Annotated in this window: 21 protein-coding genes and 1 pseudogene; 9 read left to right on the forward strand and 13 right to left on the reverse strand. The window is 63.6% G+C overall.

Annotated features, from left to right (window positions below):
* Positions 1 to 4 precede the first annotated feature (4 nt).
* From metX to OKW44_RS26625, 4 genes are read left to right on the forward strand one after another with little or no spacing between them, the layout of a single operon-like run.
* Entirely contained in the window at positions 5 to 1,150 is a 1,146-nt protein-coding gene (gene metX / locus OKW44_RS26610; protein ID WP_018419095.1) for a homoserine O-succinyltransferase MetX, read from the forward strand.
* On the forward strand, positions 1,147 to 1,755 hold the full coding sequence (metW, locus tag OKW44_RS26615; RefSeq protein WP_018419094.1) for a methionine biosynthesis protein MetW: 609 nt from the start codon (positions 1,147 to 1,149) through the stop codon (positions 1,753 to 1,755). Before metX ends, metW begins: the two co-directional genes overlap by 4 nt.
* Before the next feature lie 14 nt (positions 1,756 to 1,769).
* Positions 1,770 to 3,164, forward strand: a complete 1,395-nt coding sequence (locus tag OKW44_RS26620) for an AmpG family muropeptide MFS transporter (RefSeq protein WP_018419093.1) — start codon at positions 1,770 to 1,772, stop codon at positions 3,162 to 3,164.
* Positions 3,146 to 4,459: a M48 family metallopeptidase gene (locus OKW44_RS26625; protein ID WP_018419092.1), complete on the forward strand. Its 1,314-nt coding sequence runs from the start codon at positions 3,146 to 3,148 to the stop codon at positions 4,457 to 4,459. The genes OKW44_RS26620 and OKW44_RS26625 overlap by 19 nt, the downstream gene beginning before the upstream one ends.
* 59 nt (positions 4,460 to 4,518) lie before the next feature.
* Here OKW44_RS26625 and OKW44_RS26630 read toward each other — a convergent pair whose 3' ends face one another.
* From OKW44_RS26630 to gatC, 5 genes are all read right to left on the reverse strand, one after another.
* Positions 4,519 to 5,298, reverse strand: coding sequence for an exodeoxyribonuclease III (locus OKW44_RS26630; protein WP_018419091.1), 780 nt, complete (start codon positions 5,296 to 5,298; stop codon positions 4,519 to 4,521).
* 52 nt (positions 5,299 to 5,350) lie between these two features.
* The gene (locus tag OKW44_RS26635) at positions 5,351 to 6,190 is read right to left on the reverse strand and encodes a PPK2 family polyphosphate kinase (protein ID WP_018419090.1); all 840 of its coding nucleotides are present in this window, start codon (positions 6,188 to 6,190) and stop codon (positions 5,351 to 5,353) included.
* A gap of 142 nt (positions 6,191 to 6,332) precedes the next feature.
* Positions 6,333 to 7,808 carry an Asp-tRNA(Asn)/Glu-tRNA(Gln) amidotransferase subunit GatB gene (gene gatB, locus OKW44_RS26640; protein WP_018419089.1) on the reverse strand — a complete coding sequence of 492 codons (1,476 nt, stop codon included), beginning with the start codon at positions 7,806 to 7,808 and terminating at the stop codon, positions 6,333 to 6,335.
* 5 nt (positions 7,809 to 7,813) lie between these two features.
* The gene (gene gatA, locus OKW44_RS26645; RefSeq protein WP_018419088.1) at positions 7,814 to 9,301 is read right to left on the reverse strand and encodes an Asp-tRNA(Asn)/Glu-tRNA(Gln) amidotransferase subunit GatA; all 1,488 of its coding nucleotides are present in this window, start codon (positions 9,299 to 9,301) and stop codon (positions 7,814 to 7,816) included.
* A 156-nt stretch (positions 9,302 to 9,457) separates the two neighbouring features.
* A complete protein-coding gene (gene gatC / locus OKW44_RS26650) occupies positions 9,458 to 9,757 on the reverse strand; it encodes an Asp-tRNA(Asn)/Glu-tRNA(Gln) amidotransferase subunit GatC (protein ID WP_018419087.1) in 300 nt (99 codons plus the stop codon).
* Positions 9,758 to 10,130: 373 nt separating this feature from the next.
* Here gatC and OKW44_RS26655 point away from each other — a divergent pair, with 373 nt between their 5' ends.
* The 5 genes and pseudogenes from OKW44_RS26655 (at position 10,131) to rodA (ending at position 16,499) form a co-directional block, all read left to right on the forward strand.
* Positions 10,131 to 11,174: a rod shape-determining protein gene (locus OKW44_RS26655; protein ID WP_004189550.1), complete on the forward strand. Its 1,044-nt coding sequence runs from the start codon at positions 10,131 to 10,133 to the stop codon at positions 11,172 to 11,174.
* Between the two features lie 154 nt (positions 11,175 to 11,328).
* A complete protein-coding gene (gene mreC / locus OKW44_RS26660) occupies positions 11,329 to 12,465 on the forward strand; it encodes a rod shape-determining protein MreC (RefSeq protein WP_018419086.1) in 1,137 nt (378 codons plus the stop codon).
* Entirely contained in the window at positions 12,462 to 12,974 is a 513-nt protein-coding gene (gene mreD, locus OKW44_RS26665; RefSeq protein ID WP_018419085.1) for a rod shape-determining protein MreD, read from the forward strand. Before mreC ends, mreD begins: the two co-directional genes overlap by 4 nt.
* Positions 12,975 to 13,053: 79 nt before the next feature.
* Entirely contained in the window at positions 13,054 to 15,339 is a 2,286-nt protein-coding gene (gene mrdA, locus OKW44_RS26670; RefSeq protein WP_018419084.1) for a penicillin-binding protein 2, read from the forward strand.
* A gap of 10 nt (positions 15,340 to 15,349) precedes the next feature.
* Positions 15,350 to 16,499 (forward strand): annotated as a pseudogene (gene rodA / locus OKW44_RS26675) (rod shape-determining protein RodA).
* 81 nt (positions 16,500 to 16,580) lie between these two features.
* Here rodA and OKW44_RS26680 read toward each other — a convergent pair.
* The 8 genes from OKW44_RS26680 to OKW44_RS26715 form a co-directional block, all read right to left on the reverse strand.
* A complete protein-coding gene (locus OKW44_RS26680; protein ID WP_018419082.1) occupies positions 16,581 to 17,315 on the reverse strand; it encodes a tetratricopeptide repeat protein in 735 nt (244 codons plus the stop codon).
* A complete protein-coding gene (locus tag OKW44_RS26685) occupies positions 17,312 to 18,094 on the reverse strand; it encodes an HpcH/HpaI aldolase family protein (protein WP_018419081.1) in 783 nt (260 codons plus the stop codon). The genes OKW44_RS26680 and OKW44_RS26685 overlap by 4 nt, the downstream gene beginning before the upstream one ends.
* Positions 18,095 to 18,285: 191 nt before the next feature.
* Entirely contained in the window at positions 18,286 to 18,741 is a 456-nt protein-coding gene (gene queD / locus OKW44_RS26690; protein ID WP_026225556.1) for a 6-carboxytetrahydropterin synthase QueD, read from the reverse strand.
* Between the two features lie 9 nt (positions 18,742 to 18,750).
* Entirely contained in the window at positions 18,751 to 19,383 is a 633-nt protein-coding gene (gene queE / locus OKW44_RS26695; RefSeq protein ID WP_018419079.1) for a 7-carboxy-7-deazaguanine synthase, read from the reverse strand.
* Positions 19,384 to 19,437: 54 nt separating this feature from the next.
* Positions 19,438 to 20,169 (reverse strand): 7-cyano-7-deazaguanine synthase QueC, encoded by a 732-nt coding sequence (gene queC, locus OKW44_RS26700; protein WP_018419078.1) that lies wholly within the window; start codon positions 20,167 to 20,169, stop codon positions 19,438 to 19,440.
* 763 nt (positions 20,170 to 20,932) lie between these two features.
* Positions 20,933 to 22,276 carry a hypothetical protein gene (locus tag OKW44_RS26705; protein ID WP_429411860.1) on the reverse strand — a complete coding sequence of 448 codons (1,344 nt, stop codon included), beginning with the start codon at positions 22,274 to 22,276 and terminating at the stop codon, positions 20,933 to 20,935.
* Positions 22,277 to 22,292: 16 nt separating this feature from the next.
* The gene (locus OKW44_RS26710; RefSeq protein WP_162633915.1) at positions 22,293 to 22,916 is read right to left on the reverse strand and encodes a hypothetical protein; all 624 of its coding nucleotides are present in this window, start codon (positions 22,914 to 22,916) and stop codon (positions 22,293 to 22,295) included.
* A 1,555-nt stretch (positions 22,917 to 24,471) separates the two neighbouring features.
* On the reverse strand, positions 24,472 to 25,416 hold the full coding sequence (locus OKW44_RS26715) for a hypothetical protein (RefSeq protein ID WP_026225555.1): 945 nt from the start codon (positions 25,414 to 25,416) through the stop codon (positions 24,472 to 24,474).
* Positions 25,417 to 25,481: the final 65 nt, after the last annotated feature.

Genomic DNA, 25,481 nt, shown 5'->3' on the forward strand with positions numbered 1-25,481 from the left:
ATGAATGGAATCCATCGGCATCGTCGCTCCCCAAAAAATGCATTTCACCGAGCCGCTGCCATTGCGCAACGGCAGCTCGCTCGCAGGCTACGACCTGATGGTCGAGACCTACGGCACGCTCAATGCCGCGCGCAGCAATGCGGTGCTCGTGTGCCACGCGCTGAACGCATCGCATCACGTGGCGGGCGTGTACGCCGACAATCCGAAGGACATCGGCTGGTGGGACAACATGGTCGGCCCGTGCAAGCCGCTCGATACCGACAGGTTTTTCGTGATCGGCGTGAACAACCTCGGCTCGTGCTTCGGCTCGACCGGGCCGATGAGCATCGACCCCGCGACCGGCAAGCCGTATGGCGCGACCTTTCCGGTCGTCACCGTCGAAGACTGGGTCAACGCTCAGGTGCGCGTCGCCGACGCGTTCGACATCAAGCGCTTCGCCGCCGTGATGGGCGGCAGTCTCGGCGGCATGCAGGCGCTCGCGTGGAGCATGATGTATCCGGAGCGGGTCGCGCATTGCATCGTGATCGCGTCGACGCCGAAGCTGTCCGCGCAGAACATCGCGTTCAACGAGGTCGCGCGCTCGGCGATCCTGTCGGACCCCGACTTCCACGGCGGCAACTACTACGCGCACGGCGTGAAGCCGAAGCGCGGCCTGCGCGTCGCGCGGATGATCGGCCACATCACGTATTTGTCGGACGACGACATGGCCGAAAAATTCGGCCGCTCGCTGCGTCGCGCGGAAGGTGCGCTCGATGACTACAACTTCAACTTCGACGTCGAATTCGAAGTGGAATCGTATCTGCGCTATCAGGGCGACAAGTTCGCCGACTACTTCGACGCGAACACCTACCTGCTGATCACGCGCGCGCTCGACTACTTCGATCCGGCCAAGGCCTTTGACGGCGATCTGACCGCCGCGCTAGCGCACACCACCGCGAAGTATCTGATCGCGAGCTTCTCGACCGACTGGCGTTTCGCGCCGGCTCGCTCGCGCGAACTGGTGAAGGCGCTGCTCGACCACAAGCGCACGGTCACCTACGCGGAGATCGACGCGCCGCATGGCCACGACGCCTTCCTGCTCGACGACGCGCGCTATCACAACCTGCTGCGCGCCTACTACGAACGCATTGCAAACGAGGTCAACGCATGAACCAGCGAGCACTTGATTACCTGGCATCGCGCCCGGACTTCCGCGCGATCGCCCGCTGGGTCGAACCGCGCGCGACCGTGCTCGATCTCGGCTGCGGGGACGGCTCGTTGCTGTCGCTGCTGAACGAGGAACTGGACGTGCAGGGCTACGGCATCGAGATCAACGACGCGGGCGTGCTCGCCGCGACGCAGAAGGGCGTCAACGTGATCCAGCAGAATCTCGAAGACGGCCTGCGCCTGTTCGAAGACGGCAGCTTCGATTTCGCGGTGCTGTCGCAGACGCTGCAGACGATTCATCAGACCGCGGCGATCCTGCGCGAGACGGTGCGCGTCGGCAAGCAATGCATCGTGTCGTTTCCGAATTTCGGCTATTGGGCGCATCGGCTGTCGGTGTTGCAGGGGCGTATGCCGGTGTCGAAGTCGCTGCCTTATCAATGGCACAACACGCCGAACGTGCGTGTGCTGACGATCAAGGACTTCGAAGCGCTCGCGCCGGAAGTCGGCATCGAGATTCTCGATAGCGTCGTGCTGCATGACGGACAGGTGGTGCGTTGGGGCGTGAACTGGCGTGGTAGTCTTGCGGTCTATCGCGTCAAGAAAAGCTAACGTCACTTATCCACATGTCGAACCCGCCGCACGAGGCGCCCGCACTTACCGCTCACGAAGAACATCCCGGCTGGCGCGCGTTTTTGAATACGCGCATGCTGATTTGCGTCTTTCTCGGCTTCACGTCGGGATTGCCGCTGTTTACGCTCGTCTACCTCGTGCAGGCGTGGCTGCGCTCGGAAGGCGTCAATCTGAAGGAAATCGGCCTCTTCGCGCTGATCCAGTTTCCGTACACCTGGAAATTCGTCTGGGCACCGCTGATGGACCGCTACGTACCGCGCGTGCCCGGCTGGCGGCCCGGCAGACGGCGCGGCTGGATGCTCGTCACGCAAGTGCTCGTGGCCGGCGCGATGGCGACGCTCGGTTTCGTGTCGCCACGCGAATCGATCTGGACCGTTGCCGCGCTGACCGCTCTGGTCGCGTTCTTCGGCGCGAGCTCCGACATCGTGATCGACGCGTACCGGCGTGAATTGCTCAGCGACACGCAGCAGGGCCTCGGCAACGCGGTGCACGTGAACGCGTACAAGATCGCGGCGCTCGTGCCCGGTTCGCTCGCGCTGATTTTGTCCGATCATCTGCCGTGGAGCACCGTCTTCATCGTGACGGCCGCGTTCATGCTGCCGGGCGTTCTGATGACGCTGGTGGTGCGCGAGCCCGAGGTGCACGGCGAGCCGCCCAAGAATCTGCGCGAGGCGATCGTCGAGCCGTTCAGAGAATTCATTCAGCGCGACGGCTGGCGCAGCGCACTCTTCGTGCTCGGCTTCATCTTTCTCTACAAGCTCGGCGATACGATGGCGACCACGCTGTCCACGTCATTCTTCCTCGACATCGGTTTTTCGCGCACGCAGATCGGCGTAATCGCCAAGACCACGGCGTTCGGCGCGAGTCTCGCGGGCGGCATCGTCGGCGGGATCTGGCTGATGAAGATCGGCATCGGCCGCGGCTTGTGGATCTTCGGTTTGCTGCAGATGGTGTCGACGCTCGGCTTCGCGTGGCTCGCGCATCTCGGCCCGGACTCACCCGGACTTGCCGCGATTTACGACATTGCCGTCGCACTGAGCCAGGGGACGACGAAGCTGCTGTCGTTCGTCGGCATCGACTGGAGCGTGCAGCTCGATCCACGCTCGGTCGCGCTCGCGCTCGTGTACGGCTTCGAGACCTTCGCCACCGGTCTCACGATGGCCGCGTTCACCGCGTATATCGCGAGCACCACCGATCCGCGCTACACCGCGACGCAGTTCGCGCTGTTCACGAGCCTCGCGTCGGTGCCGCGCACGCTCGCGTCGGCGGCGAGCGGCTATGTGGTCGCGCGGATGGGCTGGTTCGACTACTTCATCCTCTGCACCGCGCTGGCGGTGCCCGGCATGCTGCTGCTGGTGCGTATCGCGCCGTGGAGGGACCGGTCGTGAAGGTACCGATTCCGACCCGCGCGCGCCGCACCGCACTCGGCGCCGTAAGCGTCCTCGGTTGCGCAAGCGTCGCGCTGGCGATGCCGGCGGGCGCATATGCGGCCGGCACGCCGACTGGCGCGAGCCCGGTGAGCGGCGCACAAGCGCCCGCGCCGCCCGCCGCCGCCGCGACCACCAGCGGTGCGACGCCCAACCCGGCCCCGATGCCTGCGGCCAGGTCCGCGACCAGCGGCGCCAGCGCCGCGGAAAACGCGACTTCGGCTGCAGCCGGCAACAGCGGCAACAACAGCGCCGGCGGTGCCAATCCTGGCGCGAATAACAGCACCGGTGCCAACGCCGGTGCCCCGAGCACGCCCAGCGCTAGCGGTAGCGCTCCGGGCGCCGCCACCTCCGGCTCCGCGCTGCAGCCCGCGCAACCGCCCGCCACCGCCAAAGCGCCCGCCGCGGCATCGGCTCCCGCGGCCGTCCCGCCGCCCTACTACGTGAGCCCGCAACTGCGCTACGGCGGCTACATAGTGTTCCGCAACCTGATCCCGTCGTCGATGCTCGAGGCGCAGGCCGCCGAGGAGTTCAGCCAGATCGTCTACGGCGCCAGCCACGCGAACCGCCTGTACGGCGAGACGGACGCGCGCGTGACGCGCGTGCGCTCGATCATCGACCGGATGATTCCGTACTCGTTGAAGTGGAACGAGCGAGCCAAGCTCTGGAAGTGGGAAGTCGCGGTGGTGCGCTCGAACGACATCCGCATGTACTGCCTGCCGGGCGGCAAGATCGTTGTCTATAGCGGGATTCTCGATCGCGTCCGCCTGAACGACAACGAGGTCGGCATGCTGATCGGCCATGAGATCGCGCACGCGTTGCGCGAGCACGCGCGCATGCGGCTCGGTCAGTTGCAGGCGAGCCAGCTCGATTCGTCGGGCACGATCCCGCAACTGTTCGGCCTCGCCGATCTGGGCATGGCGCCGCTCGGCATCGGTTCGCGTCTGCTGGAAATGAAGTACGAGAGCACCGACGAAACCGAAGCCGACGTGATTGGCAGCGATATCGCGTCGCGCGCCGGCTTCGATCCGCGCGCGGCGGTCACGCTGTGGGATAAGCTCGCGCAGGCGACGCGCGGCAATCGCGAGCAGGGCTTCATCTACGTGCACCCGTACACACCGGCGCGCCGCGACGACATCATCAAGCGGCTGCCGGACATGCTGCCGCTGTACGCGAAGGCAATCGGCAAGAGCGTCGACGAGTTGCCCGATTATTCAGGCATCGGCAGGCCGACCCGCAAGCCGGCGCGCGACTGATACCTCGGTTCTACGACTGCTGGCGGGCCACGGTGCTGCACGCGCCGCGGCCGGTGGGCTTACTTTCCGACCTGATGGTCGTAGTCGACGGTCAGCGGCGCATGGTCGCTGAACTTGATATCGCGGAACACGTCGGTGCGCTTCGCCTTGCTTGCGATGCCCAGCGTCGCGATCTGGTAATCGATCCGCCACCCGACGTTCTTCGCATACGCCTGACCGCGATTGCTCCACCACGTGTACTGCTCGGGCCGCTGGTCGAGCGTGCGGAACACGTCCACATAACCGACGTCGTCGAACAGTTTGTCGAGCCATGCGCGCTCTTCGGGCAGGCAGCCCGAATTCTTCTGGTTGCTCTTCCAGTTCTTGATGTCGATTTCCTTGTGCACGATGTTCACGTCGCCGCACACGATCACCTCGCGCTCCTTCGCCAGCTCGGCGAGATGCGGCATGAACTCGTCCATGAAACGGAACTTGGCCTGCTGGCGCTCGTCGCCGCTCGACCCCGACGGCACATACACCGAGACCACCGACAGCTTGCCGAAACGCAGCTCGACATAGCGCCCTTCCGGGTCGAACTCCTCGCTGCCGAAGCCGATGACCACTTCGTCCGGCTCATGACGCGTATAGACGCCCGCGCCGCTATAACCCTTTTTTACCGCATGCTGGAAATAGCCGGTGAAATCATGCGGCGCCATGAACTCCGGCGTCATGTCATCCTGCGAGCATTTGATTTCCTGCACGCAAAGCACGTCGGCGCCCTGTTCGCCGAACCAGTCGAAAAAGCCCTTCTTCGCCGCCGAGCGGATGCCGTTGAGGTTGGCGGTAATCACACGCAACATGTCTTTCCTCTTTTGTTCGATTCGTTTCTGAAGCCAAGGGGCAAAGCCGCGTTCACTCGACCTTGATTCCCTTCAGCGATTCTTTGGCCGGCGGATATTCGAGCTTCAGCGCGTCGAGCGTGCGCAGCAGCAGTTCGGCTACCATCACGTTGCGATGCGTCTTCGAGTCGGCCGGAATCACGTACCACGGCGCGTATTCGGTCGACGTCGCGGCCAGTGTCTCGCGATACGCGGACTGATATGCGTCCCACTGCTTGCGCGCATCGAGATCCGACACGTCGAATTTCCAGTGCTTCAGCGGATCGTCGATGCGCTCCTGCAAACGCACACGCTGCTCGTCCCTTGAAATGTGCAGCATGCACTTGAGGATCGTCGCGCCGCTGTCGGCGAGCATCTCCTCGAACTGACGGATGTGGCGGCACCGCTGCTGGAACGCCGCGGCGTCGAGCGCGCCCAGCACGGTCGGCACGAGCAGGTCTTCGTAGTGACTGCGGTTGAAGATCGTCAGCTCGCCGGCCGCGGGTGCCTGCGAATGCACGCGCCACAGGAAATCGTGCGCGAGTTCGACGGGCGTCGGCGCCTTGAACGGCACGATGCGCAAGCCGAGCGGGTCGACTTCGTGAAATACCGCGCGGATCGTGCCGTCCTTGCCGCTCGTGTCCATGCCTTGCAGCACTAGCAGAACGCGGCGCTTGCGCTGCGCGTGCAGCCGCTCCTGCAGGTTGTCGAGCAGCAGGCCTACTTCCGACAGACGCGCGCGGTCCGCGTCTTTCGAGCCGCTCGAAAACGGCTTCGCCTTCGGGTCGAAGTGGTCGAGCGAGAAGTGGTTTTTTTTCTTGCCGTCGTCGAAGTACGGCACGCGGAAATCGTCGAGATCGGGTTGCTTTGTCATGCATACACTCCAAGGTCTACGCTTACCTACGCTTAACCGGCTGAAGCGAGTCCGCAAAATAAAACGGGCCGTTGCCCTGCTTCGATCCGGCAACGGCCCGTGGTGATACGGGCGCGATTACGCCCGGCCGCGGCACTTCAACTCAGGACAACTTCTTCTTGAGCAATTCATTGACCTGAGCAGGGTTGGCCTTACCCTTGGTTGCTTTCATCGCCTGGCCGATCAGTGCGTTGAACGCCTTTTCCTTGCCGGCGCGATATTCGTCGACCGACTTCTGGTTCGCGGCGAGCACTTCGTCGATGATCGTTTCGAGCGCGCCGATGTCCGAAATCTGCTTCAAGCCTTTCGCCTCGATGATGCGATCGGCGGCGGCTTCGTCGGTGGCCTTCTCTTCCCAGATCGCGAGGAAGATTTCCTTCGCGATCTTGTTCGAAATCGTGCCGTCGGCAATACGCTGCAGAACCAGCGCGAGCTGCGCGGCCGATACCGGGCACGCGGCAATGTCGAGGCCTTCGCGGTTGAGCTGCGACGACACTTCACCCATCACCCAGTTCGCCGCGACCTTCGCGTTGGCCGCACCGACCTTGGCGACCACCGCTTCGTAGTAAGCGGCCGTCGCCTTGCTCGAAGTCAGCACGTTCGCGTCGTACGGCGTGAGTCCGTACTGCGACACGAAGCGCCGCTGGATCGCTTCCGGCAGTTCCGGCATCTCGCTCTTCACGCGCTCGACCCACGCGGCGTCGATCACGAGCGGCATCAGGTCGGGGTCGGGGAAATAGCGGTAGTCGTGCGCGTCTTCCTTGCTGCGCATCGAACGCGTTTCGCGCTTGTCCGGATCGTACAGACGCGTTTCCTGCACCACCGTGCCGCCGTCTTCGATCAGTTCGATCTGGCGACGCACTTCGTACTGGATCGCTTCCTCGAGGAAGCGGAACGAGTTCAGGTTCTTGGTCTCGGTGCGCGTGCCGAATTCCTTCTGGCCGACCGGACGCACCGACACGTTCGCGTCGCAGCGGAACGAGCCTTCCTGCATGTTGCCGTCGCAGATGCCAAGCCACACGACGAGCGTGTGCAGCGACTTCGCGTAGGCAACGGCCTCGGCCGCGCTGCGCATTTCCGGCTCGGTGACGATTTCGAGCAGCGGCGTGCCGGCGCGATTCAGGTCGATGCCGGTCATGCCCGCGAAGTCTTCGTGCAGCGACTTGCCCGCGTCTTCCTCGAGGTGGGCGCGCGTCAGGTTGATGGTTTTCTCGTACGCTTCCTTGCCCGCCTTTTCATTGGCCGGCACCTGGATCGTCACCTGACCGCCCTGCACGACGGGAATTTCATACTGGCTGATCTGGTAGCCCTTCGGCAGGTCGGGGTAGAAATAATTCTTGCGCGCGAAGATGCTGCGCGGCGCCACCGTTGCGCCGATCGCGAGGCCGAACTGAATGGCGCGTTCGACGGCGCCGCGGTTCATCACCGGCAGCGTGCCGGGCAAGGCCAGATCGACGGGGCTGGCCTGCGTGTTCGGCGCGGCGCCGAATTGCGTCGCGGTGCCCGAGAAGATTTTCGAATGCGTCGACAACTGCGTGTGGGTCTCCAGACCGATCACGACTTCCCATTGTTTGGTCATGGTGCTCACACTCCTGCCGGTGCCTGGCGGTGCCAATCGGTCGCGCGCTGGAACGCGTCGGCCACCTGCAGCATCCGGGCTTCATTGAAATAGTTGCCGATGATCTGCAGACCGACCGGACGCTGCGCGTTCGCGCCCGCGCCGAAACCGCACGGCACGCTCATGCCCGGCAGGCCGGCGAGGCTCACCGACAGCGTGTAGATGTCGGCCAGATACATCTGCACCGGATCGTCGCCCTTCGCGCCGATGTCCCACGCCACCGACGGCGCGACCGGCCCCATGATCACGTCGCACTGCTTGAACGCTTGCTGGAAGTCCTGCGCGATGATGCGGCGGATCTTCTGTGCCTGCAGGTAGTACGCGTCGTAGTAGCCGTGCGACAGCACGTAGGTGCCGACCAGAATGCGGCGCTTCACCTCCGGGCCGAAGCCTTCGGCGCGCGACTTCTTGTACATGTCGAGCAGATCGCGGTACTCGGCCGCGCGATGGCCGAAGCGCACGCCGTCGAAACGCGAAAGGTTCGACGAGGCTTCCGCCGGCGCGATCACGTAATAGACCGGGATCGACAGTTCGGTTTTGGGCAGCGAAACCTCGACGAGCGTCGCGCCGAGCGCTTCGTACTGCTTCAACGCGGCGTCGATCGACGCGCGCACGTCGTCGGCGAGACCGGCGCCGAAGTACTCCTTCGGCAGACCGATGCGCAAACCGGCGAGCGGCTTGTCCGTGCCGTCGTCCTGCCACGACTTGCCGAGATAGCGCGTGTAGTCCTCGCGCTCGTGCGAGAGGCTCGTCGAGTCGCGCTCGTCGAAGCCGGCCATCGCGTTGAGCAGCGTCGCGCAGTCCGCGGCGCTTTGCGCCATCGGGCCGCCCTGGTCGAGCGACGACGCGAACGCGATCATGCCGTAGCGCGACACCCGGCCGTACGTCGGCTTAATGCCGGTGATGCCCGAGAACGACGCCGGCTGGCGGATCGAGCCGCCGGTGTCGGTGCCGGTCGCGGCGGGCGCGAGACGCGCGGCCACGGCGGCAGCCGAGCCGCCCGACGAACCGCCCGGCACGGCCTTGCGGTCCCACGGATTCTGCACGGCGCCGAAGTACGAATTCTCGTTGGACGAACCCATCGCGAATTCGTCCATGTTGGTCTTGCCCACGCACACCATGCCGGCGTTCTGCAGACGCGCGACCACGGTCGCGTCGAACGGGCTTTCGTAGTTCGCGAGCATCTTCGAGCCGGCCGTGGAGCGCCAACCTTTCGTCACGAACACGTCCTTGTGCGCGATCGGCAGGCCGACCAGCGGGCCCGCGTGGCCGGTGTGCAGCAGCGCGTCGGCGGCTTTCGCCTGCGCGAGCGTCAGTTCCGGATCGACCTGAATGAACGCGTTCAGGCTATTGGCCGCGTCGATCCGCTTCAGGTACAGCTGTGCCAGTTCGACTGCGGAGCATTCCTTGGCCGCGAGCGCGGCGCGCAGTTCGCTCAAACTTTTTTCATGCATTGCGTTTTATCCTGGAAAGCGCGGCAGCGTGGTCACGCCGCCGTGGAGGCGTTCGGTTGCCCGTCGGCAGACCGGCCCGGCAAGGTTCGCGGAGGACGCGCGTCTGGACCACGGAGGCTCGCGCCGACGCCAGACCCGGGGGCTGCCCGGCGGGTCTTATTCGATCACCTTCGGCACGAGGTACAGGCCGTCCTGAACGGCCGGCGCGGGGCGCTGGAAAGCCTCGCGCTCGACCGTCTCCGTGACGGCGTCGTCACGCAGACGCAGCGCGACGTCTTCGATCTGCTCGATCGGGTGGGCAAGCGGCGCGATGCCGGTGGTATCGACCGCCTGCATCTGCTCGACCAGGCCGAAAAAATCATTGAGCTGGGCACGCGTGTGCTCGGCGTCGGCATCGGCCAGTTCGAGCCGCGCGAGATGCGCGATGCGTTTTACATCGGTCAGGGTCAGAGCCATGCAGTCACCGGAAAGGGTGGAATGTCGCAGCAGTTAAAAAAGTCGCGTTTTAACAGCGGGTTACGACAAGATAGGACAATCCAGAAAAAGGAGCGGCAACGACAAAATGTGCGCTCCGTTTCCTTCAAAACATCCAAAATTATAAGGTATGATTACGCGTTCGACCCAAACCCGGACCGACTTACCAAGGCCTTACGGACAATTCCAAGAACGTCCGGCGCTTTCCGCCCTGGCTTTGCAACGGCCTCCGGTAGACTCCCCCGCGGCTTCAAGTTCATGTGGCGTCGCTACCGCCCGGTTGAAGCTGTTATTTTTCCGCTGCCGCCCTACGCATACGGTGCGAGGCCCGGCCCCCAGCGAGACAGGATTTTGAATGTTCGGTTTTTTGCGCAGCTACTTCTCCAACGATCTGGCGATTGACCTCGGCACCGCCAACACCCTTATCTACATGCGCGGCAAGGGCATCGTTCTCGACGAACCGTCGGTCGTGTCGATCCGCCAGGAAGGCGGCCCCAACGGCAAGAAGACCATTCAGGCAGTCGGCAAGGAAGCCAAGCAGATGCTCGGCAAGGTGCCGGGCAACATCGAGGCGATCCGCCCGATGAAAGACGGCGTGATCGCCGACTTCACCGTCACCGAGCAGATGATCAAGCAGTTCATCAAGACTGCTCACGAATCGCGCATGTTCTCGCCGTCGCCTCGCATCATCATCTGCGTGCCGTGCGGTTCGACCCAAGTCGAGCGTCGCGCGATCAAGGAAGCCGCGCACGGCGCGGGCGCCTCGCAGGTGTATCTGATCGAAGAGCCGATGGCTGCCGCGATCGGCGCGGGCCTGCCGGTGTCGGAAGCAACGGGTTCGATGGTCGTCGACATCGGCGGCGGCACGACAGAAGTCGGCGTGATCTCGCTCGGCGGCATCGTGTACAAGGGCTCGGTGCGCGTCGGCGGCGACAAGTTCGACGAAGCGATCGTCAACTACATCCGCCGCAACTACGGCATGCTGATCGGCGAACAGACCGCCGAAGCTATCAAGAAGGAAATCGGCTCCGCGTTCCCGGGCTCCGAAGTCAAGGAAATGGAAGTGAAGGGCCGCAATCTGTCAGAAGGCATTCCGCGCAGCTTCACGATCTCCAGCAACGAAATCCTCGAAGCGCTGACCGATCCGCTGAATCAGATCGTGTCGTCAGTGAAGATCGCACTGGAACAGACGCCGCCGGAACTCGGCGCGGACATCGCTGAGCGCGGCATGATGCTGACCGGCGGTGGCGCCCTGCTGCGCGACCTCGATCGCCTGCTCGCCGAAGAAACCGGCCTGCCGGTGCTCGTCGCCGAAGACCCGCTGACCTGCGTCGTGCGCGGCTCGGGCATGGCGCTCGAACGCATGGACAAGCTTGGCAGCATCTTCTCGTACGAGTAAGCGAGCCTTCCTCCCATGTCAGTAGCGCGGATCTGGCACACGGCCCCTTGCGGGCCGCTTTGTCGTTGGCTGGGCCGACCAGCCTCCGCGCACTGACCGCGCGCGCCTTGCGCGTCGCCGTCTCACCCAACCGCTCACGCCCCCGGCGCCGACCATGGAATACAGTCCGCCGCCCCTGTTCAAGCAAGGCCCCTCCGCTCTGGCCCGACTGGTGTTCTTCGTCGTGCTGGCGCTCGCCCTGCTGATCTCCGATGCCCGCTTCCAGACGCTCGAAATCGTCCGCGGCGTGCTCGGCGCGGGTCTCTATCCTTTGCAGCGCGCAGCGCTCGTGCCGCGCGACATCTTCATGGGCGCCGCCGACCTCGCCGTGACGAGCGCCACGCTACGTGACGAGAACGCGAAGCTGCGCGCGAAGGATCTGCGGCTGTCGCAGCAAGCCAATCTGGCCGCGTCGCTCGCCGCCGAAAATGCCCATCTGCGCGCGCTGATGCAACTGTCGCAGAGCCTCACCACGCAATCGCTGCCCGCCGAAATCCAGTACGACACGCGCGATCCGTTCACGCAGAAGGTCGTGATCGGACGCGGCGCGCAGCAAGGCATCCAGAACGGCTCGCCGGTCGTCGACGAAGATGGCGTGATCGGCCAGGTCACACGGGTGTTCCCGCTGCAGGCCGAAGTCACGCTGCTGACGGACAAGGACCAGGCGGTGCCGGTCGAAATTCTGCGCACCGGCTTGCGCAGCGTGATCTACGGTACGCCAAAGGGCGACACGCTCGATCTGCGTTTCGTGCCGATCAGCGCCGACGTCCAGACCGGCGACGAACTCGTCACGAGCGGCCTCGACGGCGTGTATCCGCCGGGGCTGCCGGTCGCGAAGGTCGTGCGCGTCGACAAGCAGGCCGACACCGCGTTTGCCCGCGTGGTCAGTCTGCCGGTCGCCGCGGTGCGCGGTGCGCGTCAGGTGCTCGTGCTGCACGTCGAGAACAACGCGCCGCCGCGCCCGGCGGACGAACCCGACGCGGCAACCGTCGCAAAGGAAGCGAAAGCGAAGAAGGGCGCCAAAGCAGGGGACAGCAAGGGCGCGGCGGACAAATCCGCCGCCAAGCCAGCCGACAGGAACGCCGCCGACAAAGCGCCGACCGAAAAGCCCGCAGCCAAATCCGTGGAAAAGGCGCCGGGCAAAGCTGCGGCCGACAAGAAGTCCGAAAAGCCCGCAGCCGACCGGAAAGCCGAAAAGCCGGCCGCCGCGAAGAACGTGAAGCCGCAAGCCGAGCCGGGGGCTCAGCCATGAATCGCCCGCAATACATCCTGCAGCCCGTCAACCCGTACTTCATCGCGTTCAGCCTCGCTTCCGCGTTCCTGCTGAACCTGATGCCGTGGGGGCGTCTCGCCGGCGTGCCCGATTTCGTCGCACTCGTGCTGCTGTTCTGGAATGTCCATCAGCCGCGCAAGGTGGGCATGGGCATCGCGTTTCTGCTCGGTCTGCTGATGGACGTGCACAACGCGAGCCTGCTCGGCGAGCACGCGCTCGCCTACACGCTGCTGTCGTACGGCGCGATCACGATTCACCGCCGCGTGCTGTGGATGTCGCTCGGCGTGCAAACGTTCGCGGTGATGCCGCTGCTCGTCGTCGCGCAACTGGTGCCGTTCGTGATCCGGTTGTTGACCGGCGCGGCGTTTCCGGGCTGGAGTTATCTGATCGACGGTTTCGTCGAAGCTGCGCTGTGGCCGGTCGCCAGCATCTTGCTGCTGATGCCGCAGCGCCGCCCCGCCGACCCGGACGATACGCGCCCCATTTGATCCCGCATCTGGCCCACCGGCTGCGGCCCATTTTGGCGCACACTCTTGATGGCCGCATGCCGGCCTTTTGCAGAATCGCATGACCGAATTCAAGGACACTCAACAGCAGCTCACGAAATTCCGCCTGCGCGTCGCGGCGGCGGGCCTGTTCGTGTTTGTCTGCTTCGGGCTGATCGGCTTCCGCTTCCTGTTCCTGCAGGTCTGGCACTACAGCAAGTACTCGCTGCAAGCCGATGAAAACCGCATCTCCGTCGCGCCGATCGTGCCGAACCGCGGCATCATCACCGACCGGAACGGCGTCGTGCTCGCGAAGAACTACTCGGCCTATACGCTCGAAGTCACGCCGTCGAAGCTGAACGACACGCTCGATAACGTGATCGACAACCTCGCCACCGTCGTGTCGATCGATGCGCGCGACCGTCGCCGCTTCAAGAAGCTGCAGGAAGACTCGAAGAACTTCGAAAGTCTGCCGATCCGCACGCGCCTGACCGACGATGAAGTCGCGCGCTTTACCGCGCAGCGCTTCCGCTTTCCTGGCGTCGAAGTGCGCGCGCGGCTGTTCCGCCAGTACCCGCTCGGGCCGACCGCCGCGCACGTGATCGGCTACATCGGACGGATTTCGCAACGCGACCAGGAACGCATCGACGATGCCAGCGATCAGAACGACAGCGATCCGGACCACTACGATCCGCGTCTTGACGCGAACAACTACAAGGGCACCGATTACATCGGCAAGATCGGCGTCGAGCAGAGCTACGAGACCGAGCTGCACGGCCAGACCGGTTTCGAGGAAGTCGAGGTGACGGCGGGCGGCCGCCCGGTGCGTACGCTGTCGCGCACTCAGGCGACGCCGGGCAACAACCTCGTGCTGTCGCTCGACATCGGCCTTCAGCAGGTCGCCGAGCAGGCGTTCGCCGGACACCGCGGCGCGCTCGTCGCGATCGAGCCGTCCACCGGCGACGTGCTCGCGTTCGTGTCGGCGCCGAGCTTCGATCCGAATTCCTTCGTCGACGGCATCGACCAGCAGACCTGGGACGAGCTGAACAACTCGCCCGACCATCCGCTCCTGAACCGGCCGCTGCACGGCACCTATCCGCCGGGCTCGACCTACAAGCCGTTCATGGCACTCGCCGCGCTGACGCTGCACAAGCGCACGCCGAGCTGGGGCTTCCAGGACCCCGGTTACTACACGTTCGGCGGCCACACGTTCCGCAACGACGTGCGCTCGGGCCAAGGCTGGATCGACATGAACCGCGCGATCGTCGTGTCGAACGACACGTACTTCTACATGCTCGCGCACGATCTCGGCGTCAACAACATCGCGAACTTCATGAAGCCGTGGGGCTTCGGGCAGATCACCGGCATCGACATCGCCGGCGAAGCGAAGGGCATTCTGCCGTCGACCGACTGGAAGCGCCACGCGTACCGCCGCCCCGAGCAGCAGAAGTGGTACGAAGGCGAAACGGTCAGCCTCGGCATCGGCCAGGGCTACAACTCGTTCACGATCCTGCAGCTCGCCCATGCCACCGCGACGCTCGCGAACAACGGCGTCGTGATGAAGCCGCACCTCGTGCGCGACATCGAGAATCCGATCACGAAGGACATGCGGCCGGTGGTGCGCGATCCGAGCGACAAGATCGCGGTCAAGCAGCAGGACATCGACTTCATCAAGCGCGCGATGGAAGGCGTGGTCACGAACGGCACGGCGGCCAAAGTGTTCGCGGGCGCGCCATATCAGGCGGCCGGCAAGACCGGTACCGCGCAGGTGTACTCGCTGCAAGGCGCGAACTACAAAGGTCACGCGGTTGCGGAGAATTTGCGCGATCACGCGCTGTTCATCGCCTTCGCGCCGGCCGATCAACCGAAGATCGCACTCGCGCTTGTCGTCGAAAACGGCGGCTGGGGCGCGGAGGCGGCCGGTCCGATCGCGCGCAGGGTGCTCGACTATTACCTGGTCGGCAAGAACAAGCCCGGCGCGGAAGAAGCGGCCGTCGCGGTAGCGGCATCGACCACGCTCGAAGCATCCGCGCCGCAGGTCGGCGATACGCCGGCCTCGCATGAGGACGCTCACTCGCTCAAGATTGCGGCGGGCTTTACGGCACTGCCGATGCCGGGGGCGGCGGCTGCCGCGGTGGCCTCCGGTGCGTCGGCGGCTGTTGCGGCTTCGGGCGCGAATGGCGCGTCTGCGCCGATGGCGGCATCGGCTTCGTCCGCGGCAAAGAAATCCGCGTCGCGTACGTCCGGCGCCCCGCACCAACCCCGTCCGGCAAGCGAGCCGGCGCCGAGCGTCGCGGCACCATCGCGCGAGGACAGCTTCCAGGGCGCGTCGCCGCGCCAGCCGGCCGCCGGCGGCATCGACGAATAAGGAGAAAGGCATGCAATTCGACAAGCGCGCCTGGCTCGAGCGCATCAAGCGGATGTTCGTAGGCTTCGACCGTCCGCTCGCACTGATCGTGTTTCTGCTGCTGTGCGTCGGCATCGTCACGCTGTACAGCGCGACACTCGACATGCCGGGCCGCGTCGAAGACCAGTTGCGCAACATCCTGCTCACCTTCGTGCTGATGTGGGGGCTCGCCAATGTGCCGCCCAATACGCTGATGCGCTTCGCGGTCCCGCTCTACGCGTTCGGGATCGCGCTACTGGTCGCGGTCGCGATGTTCGGCCTTACGCGCAAGGGCGCGAAGCGCTGGATCAACGTCGGCGTGGTGATCCAGCCATCGGAAATCCTGAAGATCGCAACACCGCTGATGCTCGCCTGGTACTACCAGCGCCGCGAAGGCGTGATGCGCTGGTACGACTACCTGGTCGGCTTCGTGATCCTCATCGTGCCGGTCGGCCTGATCGCGAAGCAGCCCGACCTCGGCACGGCCGTGCTGGTGTTCGCGGCCGGCCTGTTCGTGATTTATTTCGCGGGGCTGAGCTTCAAGCTGATCGTGCCGGTGCTGATCGCGGCCGTGATTGGGGTTGGGTCGATCGCGGCGTTTCAGGACAAGATCTGTCAGCCCGAAGTGCAGTGGCCGCTGATGCACGACTACCAGAAGCACCGCATCTGCACGCTGCTCGATCCGACCTCGGACCCGCTCGGCAAAGGCTTCCACACGATTCAAGCGGTGATCGCGATCGGCTCGGGCGGCCCGCTCGGCAAGGGTTGGCTGAAGGGTACGCAGGCGCATCTGGAGTTCATCCCCGAGAAGCACACCGACTTCATCTTCGCGGTGTTTTCGGAAGAGTTCGGTTTGGCAGGCGGAATCGTGCTGCTCACGCTGTACATGCTATTGATCGCGCGCGGGCTCTACATCGCGGCCAACGGCTCGACATTGTTCGGGCGATTATTGCGCCGGCTCGTTGACGATGGCGTTCTTCACGTACGCGTTCGTCAATATCGGCATGGTGAGCGGGATTCTGCCGGTGGTCGGCGTGCCGTTGCCGTTCATGAGTTACGGCGGCACCGCACTGACTACATTAGGCGTCGCGATCGGGCTGATCATGAGCGTCGCGCGACAGAAGCGGTTGATGCAGAGCTAACCGCCGCTAGCGGCACGCGGCAAACGACAATGCAAAAAAGGGCGCTCGTTGGGAGCGCCCTTTCGCTTTATTGCTGCTTCATTACTGCGGCTTCACTTCCTTCTGATCGCGCAGTTGCGCGCTCAACTGCTGATACTTCAGGCGCGCGGCCGGATCGCCCTGCGCCGCCGCGGCCGCGTAATACGCGCGCGCCACATTCAGATTCCGATCGACTCCATCGCCACCACGCTCGTAGAACGAGCCGGTCACGTACTGCGCGGTCATGTCGCCGCCCTGCGCCGCTTTCTTGTACCAGACGAACGCCTGCTTGTTGTCACGCTCGGTACCGCGTCCGTCGAGGAACTGATTCGCGAGCGCGAGCTCCGCCTGAACATGGCCCTGCGCGGCCGCCTTCATGAACCAGCGATGCGCCTCCACCGGATCGCGCTCGACGAACTCGCCATCGTCGTACATCTTGCCGTACACGTATTGCGCGTGCGACATGTTCGCGTCGGCGGCCTTGCGCAGCCACTTCTTGCCTTCGTCGACGTTGACCGGCGTGCCTTCGCCGTTGAGCAGCATCATCGCGTAGTTGAACTGCGCAAGCCGGCTACCGCGCTCGGCGGCCTGGCGGAATTCGGTCAGCGCCGCGCCAAGGTTGCCGGCGTTGTAGTCGGCGACCGCGGATTGCGTCTGCGGATCGTTCGCCTTGGCGACGTGATCCTGTGCATACGCGGCATTCCACGCGCCACTAGCGAGCAACGCCGCCGCGATGGTCACTTGCGCGCTCACCCGCGCGATCATCCGCCCGGCACCGCCCTGCACTCTGCCGTTCATGACCTCACCTCCTGTAATGCCTGGCGCGTCGCGCGCAACATCCAGATCACGTCGGCGGCCAGCGCCACGAAGCGAAACCCCGCGTCGCGATGCTGCCGCGCGCTGGCCACGTCCATCGCGAAGATGCCGGCGGCAATGCCGGCTTTGTCCGCCGCGCTAACGATACGCGCCATCGCCGCCTGCACGTCCTCGTGTTTCGCGTCGCCAAGATGACCAAGGCTCGCGGCCAGATCGGCCGGACCGACGAACAGGCAATCGACGCCCGGCGTCGCCGCGATCTGCTCGACCTCCCGCAAGCCGCGCGCCGATTCGATCTGCACGATCGTCGCGATCTGTGCGTTGGCCGTCTGCACGTAATCACGCCGCATGCCGTAACCGGCCGCGCGCACGACGCCCGCGACGCCGCGCAGGCCGTCGAGCGCCTCGGCGGTCGGATATTGGGTGAGCCGCACGGCGCGTGCCGCGTCGTCGGCGGATTCGATGTTCGGGAACATCAGCGTGCGCGCGCCGGCGTCGAGCACGCGCTTGACGAGCCACGGCTCGCTCGCGGGCACGCGCACCACCGGCTCGCTCGGCAGATGGGCGGCGGCGATCGCGCGCAATTGCGACTCGACGCCGCCGCTATCGTTGGGCGCGTGCTCCATGTCGATCAGCAGCCAGTCGAAGCCGGCGTGCGCGAGTGCTTCGGCGGCGGCCTCGCTGCCGAGCGACAACCACAGCCCGAACAGCGGCGCGTTGTCCTTCAGACGTTGTTTGAGGGAGTTGGTGAAGGTGCTCATCGGCTGGCCTCGCGCGGGTTTGCAATGCGAAGCGGGGCCAGATAGCGAATCAGACAGGCACCGGGGCGCTGACGGCCTCGTTGCCTGCTGCGACGCGATGCGGTGACCGGCATGTCTCGCTCCGTGTGTTGGTCGGAACGATCATACCGTGACAATAACGCGAGAGTTCGCTCGCGCGGCGGGGCGTGGGTTCAGGTGGGAAGCGAGTCGCGGACCACGTCGGCCCAGCAATTCGGCGTCTCGTACAGACGCACTTTGTGCAGGCGCAGGTTCACGCCGTAGTGCGCGTCGTAGACGTTCGCGAGAATATCGAACGCAATCGCGGCGAGGTTTTCGACGGTCGGAATGCGATCGAGCACGACCGTCTTGTGACCCGCCATGCTGTCGAGGAAGCCACGCACCTGCGTGTCGCCTTCGTAGACGAGAAAAGCATGGTCCCACTTGTCGACCAGGTGCTCGTTTGCGAGCGACTTCACGTCGGCGAAGTCCATCACCATGCCGCGATCGGGCGCGCCTTCGGTGTCGACCAGATCGCCTTGCAGCGTGATTTCGAGCACGTAGCGATGGCCATGCAGATTGCGGCACTGGCTGCGGTGATCGGGAATGCGGTGGCCCGCGTCGAATTCGAGTTTTCGGGTAATCGTCAGCACGGCAAATCAGGGAATGTTCAGATACTTGTGAGTCTGCATCGACAGGCGCCACTGCGGATGACGTTTGCACCAGTCGATCGCGAGCTTAGTGTTGATGTCGCGCGACGGGCCGTCCATCGGTTGGACGAGGAAATACTCGAAGTCGAGCTTGGCGTAGTCGTCGAGGCGCTGGTTGTCCTGCGGAATCACGGCCTTTAGTTCGTTGCCCTTCGTCACGACGAGCGGCGCGTCGGCCTTCGGGCTCACGCAGATCCAGTCGATCGTGTCGAGCACCGGCAGCGAGCCGTTGGTCTCGATCGCGATCTCGAAGCCGGCCGCGTGCAGCGCGTCGACGAGCGGCTGATCGATCTGCAGCATCGGCTCACCGCCGGTGCACACGACGAAGCGTTCGCCCTCGCCTTGCGGCCATTGCGACGCGATCATCGCGACCAGTTCGTCAGGTGTGCGGTACTTGCCGCCGTTCTCGCCGTCGGTGCCGACGAAATCGGTGTCGCAGAAACGGCAGACGGCTTCCGGGCGATCCTCTTCGCGGCCGGACCACAGATTGCAGCCCGCGAAGCGGCAGAACACGGCCGGCCGCCCGGCATTCGCGCCCTCGCCCTGCAACGTGTAGAAGATTTCCTTTACCGCGTACGTCATGCTGCTTTCTGTCCTGTGTTCCTGAATCAATGATGGGCGCTCTCGCGCGAGCCGTCAGACCGGCTCGGTGACTTTTTCGCCGGCGAGGTAGGCCTCATAGCCACGTTTGCGCAACCGGCATGCTGGGCATTCGCCGCAGCCGAAGCCCCATGAGTGCAACTCGGCCCGTTCGCCGACGTAGCAGGTATGCGTCTCGACGCGCACCAGTTCCACCAATGCGTCGCCGCCGAGTTCGCGCGCGAGGCGCCACGTGTCGGCCTTGTCGAGCCACATCAGCGGCGTCTCCAGCGCGAAGCGCTTGTCCATGCCGAGATTCAGCGCGACCTGCAGCGCCTTCATCGTGTCGTCGCGGCAATCGGGGTAGCCCGAGAAGTCCGTCTCGCACATTCCGCCGACCAGCACCTGTAAACCGCGCCGATACGCGATGGCCGCGGCGATCGTCATGAACATCAGATTGCGGCCCGGCACGAACGTGTTCGGCAACCCATTGGCCGTGGCTTCGATTTCGATCTCGCGCGTCATCGCGGTGTCGCTGATCTCGCCGAGCAGCGACAGGTCGATCGTGTGATCGTCGCCGAGACGGTCGGCCCACGCCGGAAACGCACGCACGATGGCCTGACGGAATCCTTCGCGGCATTCGAGTTCGACACGATGACGCTGACCATAATCGAAGCCGATCGTTTCGACTGTGTCGTAACGGTCGAGCGCCCACGCGAGACACGTGGCGGAATCCTGGCCGCCGGAAAACAGCACGAGCGCGCTACGCTTAGCGTCTTTGCGGATCACCGTGATACTCCGTGAATGAGACTGCCACGTCGCGCTGCGCGAGGTGCGCCATGCAAGCGGCGCGACGTGTGCCGGCACTGTGCCGGCCCAAAGCAGTATAGGTCGCGCGTTGCGCGGGAACGTGGCTGGGCGCTTATACCGCCGATTGTCGGGCGAAGGATTGGGTGCTTCGGTGCGACTCCATCGGCACCGTATTCGCGCGGTGCACGACCGTGCGACGCCTGCATGCAAGTCTTTGAACTGGCGCGATTTTATCACGCGACACCGAATGTCGCCGACGCCAGCTGTCCCACGCGCGCGGCTTCAACTGCGTGGCAAGCCGAAATGACGACTTGTCCGCCAAACGGAAAAGCCCCAGGAATCTTGCGATTTCCTGGGGCTGAATCCTGGTGGCCTGGGGCGGAATCGAACCACCGACACGCGGATTTTCAATCGCAGCATCCGCCCGGCCGGTATCCGTTGTGACACGCAACGTCACGTAAAATCAAGTACTTGACCGCAGTCATGCGCAGTCGCGCGCACGCCCGCGAAATGGTATCTGCCAGAAATTTGCCAGATACCGGACGAATTCTAGCCCGAACACCCGGAGCAGACAACCCCGCGCACCCTCCAGCGGCGCACGACCGAGGCGTCAACTCCGCCCCCCGCCAATCCTGCATCCACACGCAACGATTCAGCACAGTCGGAACCGGCTGAAGCCCCTTCGCCTATGGGTTCTTCCATTGCGCAGGATGTTTGACGCTGGAATCACGGCGATGACGCGTTACGGCCAGAACAAACATCCGCTGCCTGCGCTTCGAAAAAGCGATGCGTAGTTGTTGTCAAAGTCGACCCGAACTGTAATCTCGTAATCCATCGAAGGGGCGTCAGCCAATCTGACCCTCACATAGACTGGGCTTCTCGGGATGAGAAGCTTCGGCGCATCAGGTCCCTGCCACGCGGGCGGACAGATAAACCGGGGAGACACAACCACGCCGTGGCTCTGGCCCTCTTCGCTCACATACAGGGGCTCAGTGTCCGTCGACGAGTGCTGCATCCGGAACGAGGCAGAGGTTCCATGCGCCCCGTTTTCGATGGGGAAGCCCCGCGCATCCATGAACTGCACATTCACGTTGAAGTGCAACTCGTCGAGAACGATCGGACTCGGCAGATTTTCTGGTAATACGTCGACCGTGCAGCCCACGGGTTCAGAATAGCAGGCATCCGTCAGTTTGAGCGTCACCCGCGGCTCGAACGCCTGTGGGAAAACACCCGGCCACGCCATAACGGCGAATCCCACGCCAATTGCCACAAACCACGAGTAGACAGACGGAATCAGATAGTCTTTGGCAGAGCTGAGCGACTTTTGCAAGCGTCGTCTGTTAGCGACGTAAATCCGCAGTCCAGTGGGAAAGGCACACGCGCCGAACGACGCCAATGTCAGCGCCAGACCATGTTCCCGAAACCAGTCAGAGGGGCCAATCAGGCCAAGCACGAAAATGCAGCACGCGACAAGCCAGCTAACATAGTTCAGCTTGAATAGCGCAGTGGCTGCGATGTATGTGGTGAACTCCCTCCTTGCCTGGCCTGCTGCCCCTGACTTCATACGTACGCAGCAGAATCCGACGTAGCACGCAACCACTGCGGTCTCGGTCGCGACAGACGCAAGAAAGACGGCACTCTCCTCGGTCAGTTTCAGGTGCAGGGCCGCCACGATAAAATGACGTATCTGATAAGCAAACACATCAATTACCTTCGTGGTCCCGAGATATTCTCCGAGGAGCCAGTTCCGGTTCAGCAGGTTGATACCCAGAAAACAGAAAATCGCCATCGGTGCGAGGACGGCCGGGACGATTAGAAGACCGATGGCCAGATTCGCACTGACGGCATGCGGAGGTCTTTTATCGATTTCGTCGACAGTAATCAGGCCGTCGGCCCACCGGCACGTGTCGCTCAGCCTGCGCCATTGCCTGTGCGGATTCAGATTGTTGACGGCCCAGGCCAGCAAAGCATTGTCAGACTGTTTGCGTGGCGGCTTCAACAGGACAATTTTTTTTATCTCCGTCCCATTTCCACCTGCGAGCACGCGTCGTAACGCCGCCACGTCGGCGCCTCCTCGAAGCGTCACATGTACCGCCTGGTGGTCACTGAGCACCCCGAAACGCAGTGCCGGCTTCGTCGGGGTCGTCGAGCACCGTTCGCAAGACCTCTTCTGCCAGACGCTTGTCGGAGCCGTGAAGGTCCAACTCGCGGACAGCACATACATTCAGCAGGTCCCGCAATTCGTCATCGGTTGCCCCCCTGTGAGTGTGCTTTGTCCACGCCTGTGACAGCAGCCCGCGAAAGTTTTCGAACACTTCCCGTCTGGCCTCCGGCTGCGCATGCAAGAGCGTCCCAGACCGGTGCACGTCCAGCACGTCCCGAAGGTGAACTCGAATCCGCTTGGAAGCCTCCGGACCGACGACCAGGAACAACCTGTCCGTCGAGGGGTTCAGCGGCCGGTTCCATCCGTACTGTGCCTGCCCGGAACTGGCGCACAGCCAGTACCGGACAAACTGGTCAGCGACGCTGCCCAGTCGGCTGCCCAGCGTGCACTCTACGGTGGTCTTCGCCTGTATGGCGATGTACCCGCCTGCGTCCGTTTCAATGAGCACGTCATCTACCGACGCCTCGGTTTCTACACGTATCGACGTCACACGTGCCCCATCGAAGCCAAGGTCACCCAGATTGCGCGCTCCAATTGCAAGTGCAGAAAAATAGGCGCCCACACGGAAATGGAACCCGCTTCCTGCACCGTTAGCCTGCCCCCCCACCATTCGCCAACAACCCAGACAATGTACTCACAGATACTCAACCTTTGTTTTGTTCATCGCCGCCGCGCCGCCAGCGTCTTCGTGTGGTCGTATCGGGCAGTGTCCAGATGGGCTTAACCGCAAACGAGTGCAACGACACCCAAAGGGACGCCGTCTGCCTCGGGGAGTGAGCTCTCGTCTATGCACAGATGTGCCACGCGTGCTTCGTCACCGCGAGCCATGGTGGGTCCTGGTTGGATAACAAACACCCGAAGTTTCGGGTTCCCCAATGCGACTCGCATCTTTCATTGCGACGAGAGTGTCGCATGCCATGTTGATATCGGCTTACCCGGGTTCCGCCTTTAGCCTGCAGTTCAATCAATGCAAAAAAGTTGGTGCGATGAAATTGACCGCGCGGCCCTCAACGTTATGCGGGTCGAGCCGAGCCACGCCTCATGTCTCAAAGCGGCGGCTGTCAAATGACCAGCGCGACCGCAATCTGCCCGGCGGATTCGAACTTGGTCGACAAGCAGCGGCCTGCGTCCGTCGACGGGCAATCGACCGTACATGGTGCGTTGCGGGACGTCAGCACGAGTTGTCCGGCGGCCGGGCGGGTCCCCTTCCGTCCCGATGCACCGACGGCTGACCAGGCCAAAGACCGGCCCATGTCCGACGCCGTGACGCGAGCAGGCAGGACTGCGAGTCCGTGTATAAACCCGCTCGCTAGTATTCTAAAAAGAGTTTCTTCATTATTAAGAGAGTCTCTTCTCTTTAAAAGCACAGAAGAGGAGCGCCTTGAGTTGACGTGCGCATTGCCCGTTCACTGCGGCACGGACCGCTTGCGCGGTCGAATCCGGCCCGACGTGGCTATAGTTCTTTTCCTGGCCCAAAGCACCTCTTCAGTTCCCAGCACAGAAAGAAGCTGCTTAGGCGCGCGTGTGCGCCGGTCATCCGTGCAGGGATGCAGGAATACGCGTCCGTGGCCGCGGGAGCGAGCGCCTTACCGCGTGCGGTTGCTCCTCCTGCCCAGACTCCTCGCCGCCGAAAGCGGGCGCGGCCATTCGGCATTTCCGGAATTTCCGCGAACGCGGAAGTGCTGAGTCGAGCGCACGAGCGTGAACATGACTGACATCCGGGCACGACTAACCGCGGCCGGCCGTGCGCTCTGCAACTTTCCGCAAGCTCCAAGCGGGGGACCCGGCTGCCATGCGCCGTTATCTAAAATTTTAGCGCCCGGAAGCCAGCCCGCGCCGCTTGAGCCGAAGCGACCGATGTCGCAGCAGTCGCTTCCCGCTTTCAGACCGAGACAGCTTTGACTGCGGGTTCGTCGGTGGAAACTGGCCGGGCACCACAGAGGAAGTCTGGCGGCAACGGTTGGAACGCGTTTCCGTCAGGCTGCAAGAGATAACTGTGGGGGCAATACGGTGAGTGATGGCAGGGAGCTGAATTGCACGAAGCCGGGTCAGCACGACGGGCGAGGCACTGCCTCGCCCGTCTGCGCTTGTGTGACGACAGCGTGAGTTCCCGTCCCTTAGGCAGCGCGCCGCTTTCCGCTGCCCATCAGCGCGTCAAGCTCGTCAAACCAGCTCCTCGTGTGAATCAAACGCGCGCAATGGACCCCAGTTGCAAGGATTTCTGCCTTCGTGAACTGGGATACCGTTACCCACGAGGACTCGGCGAGAACATAAGTCGCGTTGTTCACGTGTTTGTTTTCGAGCAGGCAAAACCCGAGTTCGGGAAATCCAAATACGACGTAACCATCAAATCCCCCGCGCCCGACGGCGACAAAGCCGGGTTCGTATCTTCCAATGGCGGCAAACCGTTCAGCGATGACAGGCCGGTTGCCCGGCGCCGCACTTTCCACAATCCGTGAGACGGCAGCCTTCGCGCTGGCCCAAGGGTTCTGGCCTGTCGGCAGCAACTCCCAGTTCAAACGCCTGATTGGGGATGCAATCCACGCCTCGAGTGCTGACGTCAGGATTTCAAACCCGCCAAGCTGTTCCCGGAAGACGTTCGCCGTGTTGGTTGCCACAACGTCCAGTGCAGCCTGTACCTTGAACGGACCAGAGACGAGAAACGTTGCACCGTCGCTGCGCGTCCGCACCTGCATCTCAATCGCGTACGGCGGGATGCGAGTTCTCGGGTAGCGCTGGTAGGGCACGTCCTTGACACCGGTTTTCTCCACTTTGTCGCGTCCGTGGTGTTCGGTCCATGACCAGCTAATCTGCCTGTACATGGTCTCCTTCGGCTGGTCCCGGTGGATTACATCAAACCCTTCAGCGTTGCGGCGACTGGCGGCGCCGCGCTTTGCTGCTGGCAGGATGCTTTGGCCAGTTTGAACCGGGGTATCGAAGCCTAGCCGCTGAAGCCTCTCAACTGAAGCGGCGTCGACCGGCAGCCCGACGAAATATTCGTCCCCTGCGCTCAGGTGGGTTAGGTGCCCGTTGATGTTGCGAGTTTTGCGATTTACTATCATCTGGATGTCCTTAATCAGAAAAAAGGCCCCGACGTAGGAAATCGAGCCCCTAAACAATAGGACTC

The sequence above is a fragment of the Paraburkholderia lebeckiae genome, assembly GCF_050436325.1.
Classification (GTDB): domain Bacteria; phylum Pseudomonadota; class Gammaproteobacteria; order Burkholderiales; family Burkholderiaceae; genus Paraburkholderia; species Paraburkholderia tuberum.